This window comes from Streptomyces muensis (genome assembly GCF_021474425.1).
Lineage (GTDB): Bacteria > Actinomycetota > Actinomycetes > Streptomycetales > Streptomycetaceae > Streptomyces > Streptomyces muensis.
Genome location: NZ_JAKEIP010000561.1, coordinates 1 through 1,549, shown reverse-complemented (window position 1 = coordinate 1,549; position 1,549 = coordinate 1). Strand labels below are relative to the sequence as shown.

The 1,549-nt window shown below is 71.0% G+C and carries 2 protein-coding genes; both read right to left on the bottom strand.

Going from position 1 to position 1,549, the window contains the following annotated elements:
* On the bottom strand, positions 1–503 hold a 503-nt coding region (locus tag L0P92_RS44330; protein WP_234768795.1), incomplete at its 3' end, for a putative DNA-mimic protein.
* 144 nt (positions 504–647) lie between these two features.
* On the bottom strand, positions 648–1,349 hold the full coding sequence (locus tag L0P92_RS44325; RefSeq protein ID WP_234768794.1) for a GntR family transcriptional regulator: 702 nt from the start codon (positions 1,347–1,349) through the stop codon (positions 648–650).
* Positions 1,350–1,549 lie beyond the last annotated feature (200 nt).

Sequence of the window (1,549 nt, the reverse complement as noted above, 5' to 3'; positions counted from 1 at the left end):
GCCTGGGGGGCAGCCGGGGGGTTGGCCGGGTCTATGCCGATGACCGGGGCCACGAACTCCAGCTCGCGCAGGAGCGCCTGGGAGGAGCCGAGTGGGCCGCCGCCCGCCAGGAGCTCGTCGTTGGAGAGCGGGCCGGGGAAGTCGACGGGGACGTAGGCGCCCGCGTGGTCGTAGTGCCAGACCAGGTGGGACTGCTTGGCCGTGGTCTCGAACATCTCCAGGAGCTGTTCGTAGTCCCCGCCCAGTTCGTCGACCGGCGTCACCGGGAGGCCGCAGACCTGGAGCAGATAGGCGCGGCGCAGGAAGTGCAGCGCGTCGTAGTCGAAGCCGGCGACCGGTGCGACGTCCCCGGACAGGCCCGGCATGTACTGGTACACCGGCACCGGAGGCAGCCCGGCCTCGGCCAGCACCTTGTTGTATTGCGCGAGTTCCTCGGCGAAGGGGTTGTCGGGGGTGTGGCACAACACGTCGACGAGCGGTACCAGCCACAGGTCACAGGCCAAAGAGGGCTCCTCGCATAGCACGTTGGTCAGGGAAGGGTAATCGGTGCGGCTCGGGGGCGGACCCCCTCGTGCGGACCCTCACGCGAGTCCCCGCTCGTGCAGGTCCCATACCCACCACTCCGCCCAGCCACCTCCCGGGGTGGCTCACTCGGCTGCCAGTCGCTCGATCAGGGCGAGGGAGCCCGCGTCGTGCTCGGCGATGATCGAGCGGGCCCTGGGCAGGTCGCGGCGCATCAGGGCGTCGACCAGGTCGGTGTGGCCGCACCACAGGTGGCCGCGCAGATCGTCGATGTGGCGCAGGTGCTGGACGGCGCAGACCCAGGACTGCACGCGCAGCCGGTGCAGGAAGTCGGAGAGGTAGGGGTTGCCGAAGAGGGCGCCGAGTTCGCGCCAGAAACGCAGGTCGTAGCCGATCAGTACGGTGAGGTCGCCTGCCGTGGCGGCGCGCTGGGCCTCCTCGGCGCGGCGGCGTACCCCGACCACGGCGGCGTGGACCTGGGGGTCGTCGGGGTCACGGTTGCGGGCGGTGTCGGTGGCCAGGACCTGGAACATGCCGTTGGTGACCAGGCCGCGGGCCTCGATGATGCCGCGGAAGTCCTCGACGGTGTACTCGTGCACGCGGAAGCCGCGGTGCTGGTCGGCTTCCAGCAGGCCCTGGGCGGAGAGGTCGACGAGGGCCTCGCGGACGGGGGTGGCGGAGACGCCGTACTGCTCGGCGATCTCCTTGACGGTGAACTCCCGTCCTGCCTGGAGGCGGCCGGCCAGCACCTCGTCGCGGAGCGCGTCCGTGATCTGCTGCCGTAGGGTGCTCCGCGTCACGGAGCCGTTGCCGCCGGGGCCGGGCATGGTCGGGGCGTCTCCCGTCGTCGCGATGTGGTGGCGTGTGTGCCTGTGCGTACACGTATATCTCTACGAGCACGCCACCTTACGCGTTCGGGTTCCGGGCCACGTTTCCGCAACGTCCGGCCCTTCCCTCGCCCCCGCCGCCCCTACCCGTCCCATCCCCAGGGGCTCCGCCCCTTCGACCCCGGGGGGTCGTTCTTCGG